The following is a 5,294-nucleotide window of genomic DNA, read 5'->3' as shown; positions in this document are numbered from 1 at the left end:
TTGTTTACAAGATTTATCTTATGAAAACCTAAGCGTTAGTGGGTGTAGTGGCATCCTTTTTTTTAAAAATAACACCAAAAAAGATATAACGGAACACACGACCTGAAAGGGAACGCAATAAATAAAAATGTAAAATTTGTATTGATAAAGTTTATGTATTCTATATTTTGGGGAGAGTAACTCTAATGTTTAGTGATTTGCATATTCCATATGATTTTAATAGAATAGATTACAAATTTATATCGTAATTATAAGCACAAAAAAAAGTCCCATATGGGACTTTTTAATTTATATTCTTTTTAATTGTTGTTTCATCATTACGATTTGATCTTTAAGCATATTGTGCTTGTCTAATTTTTTTGCTTCACTTAGCCATTTTTCTGCTTCAATTTTTCTTCTTTTTGAAGCTGCAATTCCTGCTAATTGAAGTTTAGCTAAAGCTAAATCTTGATCCATACTTAAACCTAATTCAATTGCTTTTCTAAAATATTTTTCTGCTTGATTTAAGTTAGTTTGTGAAACCATTAATCCATTTAAGTAGTTGTAATAGCCTTGTTGTTTTTTAACCAATGCTGTTTCAGGATTACTTATTTTATCTAAATATTTTTTTGCACCCTCAAAATTTTGTTTTCTTAACTGTAAAAATGATAAAATAATTAATTCGTTTTTAAAATAAAATAAGATAAAAAGTGTTGATAATAGAAGGATAAATATTCCGTTTCCGGTGTTACCACCTTTTATAAATAAGTAAATTGCAAATGAAATTAATCCTGCAGCAGTAATTAGTTTTATGTTTTTATTGAACATGATATTTAGTTTAGTTTGCAAAGGTAATAAAATCTATTAAAAATAATTTTAAAAAAGTATTTGTATTTGAAAAAAGTCTTTGTATATTTGCACTCGGTTTAAAGAAAGCCATATTATTAAAGAATTATATAGAATTTAAAAATACTAACAATGAGTAAGAGAACATTTCAACCATCAAAGAGAAAAAGAAGAAATAAGCACGGTTTCATGGACAGAATGTCATCTCCTAACGGAAGAAAAGTGCTTGCTCGTAGAAGAGCTAAAGGAAGACATAAATTAACTGTATCTTGTGAACCAAGACATAAAAAATAATGGTATTAGTTAATCAAAATATCAGGGTGTTACTATTTTAATAGTAGCACCTTTTTTTTATATTTGCATTAAATTACAATCTACAACAACACAACAATATGCCAAAAGACAATTCAATTAAATCGGTATTAATTATTGGTTCGGGGCCAATAGTAATTGGACAAGCCTGCGAATTTGACTACGCCGGTTCACAATCTGCACGCTCTTTAAGAGAGGAAGGAATAGAAGTAATCCTTATTAATTCAAATCCTGCAACCATCATGACAGACCCAACGATGGCTGATCATGTGTATTTAAAACCTTTGACTACTAAATCTATAATTGAAATTTTAAAAGCACATCCTCAAATTGATGCAGTTTTACCAACAATGGGTGGTCAAACTGCATTAAATTTATGTATAGAAGCCGATGAAAAAGGAATTTGGAAGGATTTTGGTGTTAGATTAATTGGTGTAGATATAAATGCAATAAATATTACCGAAGATAGAGAGCAATTTAAAAATTTATTAAATAAAATTGGAATTCCTCAAGCACCAGCTAAAACAGCAAACTCTTTCTTAAAAGGAAAAGAAATTGAGCAAGAATTTGGTTTTCCTTTAGTAATTCGTCCTTCTTTTACCTTGGGAGGAACGGGTGCTGCTATTGTTTATAAAAGAGAAGATTTTGATGCGGCTTTAACATACGGTTTAGAAGCTTCTCCAATTCATGAAGTTTTAATTGATAAAGCTTTGATGGGATGGAAAGAATATGAATTGGAATTATTACGTGATAGTAACGATAATGTTGTAATTATCTGTACGATTGAAAATATGGACCCTATGGGAATTCATACTGGAGATTCTATTACTGTTGCGCCTGCGATGACTTTATCAGACACCACTTTTCAAAAAATGCGTGATATGGCTATTTTGATGATGCGTTCTATCGGAAATTTTGCAGGAGGTTGTAATGTGCAATTTGCTGTTTCACCTGATGAAAAAGAAGATATAGTTGCGATCGAAATCAATCCTCGCGTATCACGTTCTTCTGCATTGGCATCAAAAGCTACTGGATATCCAATTGCAAAAATCGCATCGAAATTAGCTTTAGGTTACAATTTAGATGAATTGCAAAATCAAATTACAAAATCGACTTCAGCTTTATTTGAGCCAACTTTAGATTATGTAATCGTAAAAATACCACGTTGGAATTTCGATAAATTTGAAGGTGCAGATAGAACTTTAGGCTTACAAATGAAGTCGGTAGGAGAAGTAATGGGAATTGGGCGCTCCTTTCAAGAAGCACTTCACAAAGCTACTCAATCACTTGAAATTAAGCGAAATGGTTTAGGAGCTGATGGAAAAGGGTATACCAATTACGAACAAGTTATTGAAAAATTAACTCATGCAAGTTGGGACAGAGTCTTTGTGATTTATGATGCTATTGCAATGGGAATTCCATTGAGTAGAATTCATGAAATCACTAAAATAGATATGTGGTTTTTGAAGCAATATGAAGAATTATTTCATTTAGAAAAAGAAATTTCAAAATATAAAGTAGATACTTTACCTAAAGAATTATTATTAGAAGCCAAACAAAAAGGATATGGCGACAGACAAATAGCGCATATGATGAGTTGTTTGGAAAGTCAAGTTCATAAATTACGTGGCGAAATGAATATTCAACGCGTTTATAAATTAGTGGACACTTGTGCCGCAGAATTTAAAGCACAAACGCCTTATTATTATTCTACTTTTGAGGCCGAAATTGAAAAAGCAGATGGTACGAGATACGTTCACAATGAAAGTATTGTAACTGATAAGAAAAAAGTAGTAGTCTTAGGTTCTGGACCAAATCGAATTGGACAAGGTATTGAGTTTGATTATTCTTGTGTACATGGCGTATTGGCGGCTAAAGAATGTGGTTACGAAACGATAATGATTAACTGTAATCCAGAAACGGTTTCCACAGATTTTGATACGGCTGATAAATTGTATTTTGAACCTGTTTTTTGGGAACATATATACGATATTATTCAGCATGAAAAACCAGAAGGTGTGATTGTGCAATTAGGTGGGCAAACGGCTTTAAAATTAGCTGAAAAATTATCGAAATACGGAATTAAAATTTTAGGAACTTCATTTGATGCTTTAGATTTAGCGGAAGATAGAGGAAGGTTCTCTGATTTATTAACAGAATTAAAAATACCATTTCCACAATTTGGAATAGCTGAAAGTGCTGAAGAGGCTTCGCAATTAGCAGATACATTAGATTTTCCTTTATTAGTCCGTCCTTCTTATGTGTTAGGTGGTCAAGGAATGAAAATTGTAATCAATAAACAAGAATTGGAAGAACACGTAATTGATTTATTAAAATCGATACCTGAAAATAAACTTTTATTAGACCATTATTTAGATGGTGCTATTGAAGCTGAAGCCGATGCTATTTGTGATGCAGATGGAAATGTTTATATTATTGGGATTATGGAGCATATTGAGCCATGTGGTGTGCATTCTGGCGATAGTAATGCTACTTTACCTCCTTTTAATTTAGGTGAATTTGTAATGCAGCAAATTAAAGATCATACAAATAAAATCGCAGTAGCTTTAAAAACTGTTGGATTGATTAATATTCAATTTGCGATAAAAGACGATATTGTTTACATTATTGAAGCTAATCCAAGAGCTTCTCGTACTGTACCTTTTATTGCAAAAGCGTATGGAGAACCTTATGTAAATTACGCTACAAAAGTAATGTTAGGAGAAAATAAAGTAACTGATTTCGCCTTTAATCCGAAATTAAAAGGATATGCGATTAAGCAACCGATTTTCTCTTTTAGTAAATTTCCAAATGTAAATAAAGCCTTAGGTCCAGAAATGAAATCAACAGGCGAAAGCATCTTATTTATTGATGATTTAAAAGATGATCAATTTTATGACTTGTATGCCAGAAGAAAAATGTACTTAACTAAATAAATAAAAAAATCCCAATCGAAAGATTGGGATTTTTAGTTTATACTATTTTCTAACTGGAATATTCTCTAAAATTTCTAATACAAATTTCCAATATTTTTGAGCGGATGTAATATTTGCTCTTTCATCTGGACTATGTGCGCCTTTGATTGTTGGTCCAAAAGAAATCATATCCATTTCTGGGTAATTGGTTCCTAAAATACCACATTCTAATCCGGCGTGACAAGCTACAACGTGAGGTTTAGTTCCGTTTTGTTTCTCGTATATTGAAGTTAAAATATCTAATATTTCTGAGTTGGCATTTGGTGTCCAACCTGGATACGAACCACCGAAAGTGACTTCACAACCCATTAATTCGAAAGCGGAACGTAAAGCGTTTGCTAAATCAAATTTTGAGGTTTCCACCGAAGAACGTGTTAAACATTGTACGGTTAATTTCCCGTTAGCAACTGTGATTTTTGCGATATTATTTGAGGTTTCGACTAAATTATCAAAATCGGCACTCATTCTATACACGCCATTATGAGCTGCATAAATCGATCTAACCATATAAAACTGTGCCATTGGTGGCATAACTTTAGTAGGTGTTGTCGCTGATTTTTCAATTACAATTTCTAAATTGGGTTCTGTAGTTTTAAACTCAGCTTTTATTTCATTGATAATTTCTTGCATATCAAACGTAAATGCTTCATCATAAATAGGAGCAATGGCTACTTCTGCTATACTTTCTCTTGGAATGGCATTACGAAGGCTTCCGCCATTAATAGTTGAAATTTGTAAACCAAAATCTTCAAAACCATTAAATAATAAACGGTTCATAATTTTGTTTGCATTACCTAAACCTTTGTCTATATCCATACCTGAATGCCCACCATTTAAACCTTTTACGGTAATGGTATAGCCAACAGCATCGGCAGGAGTGTCTTCTTCATCGTATTCTGCAACTGCGGTTACGTCTACACCGCCTGCACAACCAATATCAATTTCATCGTCTTCTTCGGTGTCTAAATTTAAAAGGATTTCACCTTCTAGCAAGCCGCCTTTTAAACCCATTGCACCTGTCATACCAGTTTCTTCATCTATTGTAAACAAAGCTTCAATGGCAGGATGTGGAATTGTGGTACTTTCTAAGATTGCCATAATTGTGGCAACACCTAATCCGTTATCGGCACCTAAAGTAGTTCCTTTAGCACGAACCCAGTCACCATCTACATACATTTCAAT

At 32.4% G+C, this 5,294-nt stretch carries 4 protein-coding genes; 2 read left to right on the top strand and 2 right to left on the bottom strand.

Features of this window, described 5'->3' with window-relative positions:
* Positions 1-288 precede the first annotated feature (288 nt).
* Positions 289-807, bottom strand: coding sequence for a DUF2892 domain-containing protein (locus tag KA468_RS10495; protein ID WP_291242884.1), 519 nt, complete (start codon positions 805-807; stop codon positions 289-291).
* Positions 808-957: 150 nt separating this feature from the next.
* Between KA468_RS10495 and rpmH the strand changes: the two genes are divergently transcribed.
* Together rpmH and carB are read left to right on the top strand one after the other, a co-directional pair.
* Complete coding sequence (rpmH, locus tag KA468_RS10490; RefSeq protein WP_091315350.1) at positions 958-1,119, top strand: 50S ribosomal protein L34; 162 nt, start codon at positions 958-960, stop codon at positions 1,117-1,119.
* Between the two features lie 98 nt (positions 1,120-1,217).
* Positions 1,218-4,073, top strand: a complete 2,856-nt coding sequence (gene carB, locus KA468_RS10485) for a carbamoyl-phosphate synthase large subunit (protein WP_291242883.1) — start codon at positions 1,218-1,220, stop codon at positions 4,071-4,073.
* Between the two features lie 42 nt (positions 4,074-4,115).
* Here carB and pepD read toward each other — a convergent pair.
* A partial coding sequence (pepD, locus tag KA468_RS10480; protein ID WP_291242882.1) for a beta-Ala-His dipeptidase occupies positions 4,116-5,294 on the bottom strand: 1,179 nt, incomplete at its 5' end.

Source organism: Flavobacterium sp., from assembly GCF_017985075.1.
Classification (GTDB): Bacteria; Bacteroidota; Bacteroidia; order Flavobacteriales; family Flavobacteriaceae; genus Flavobacterium.
The sequence above is the reverse complement of the archived record's forward strand: the minus strand, read 5'-3'. Positions and strand labels throughout refer to the sequence as shown.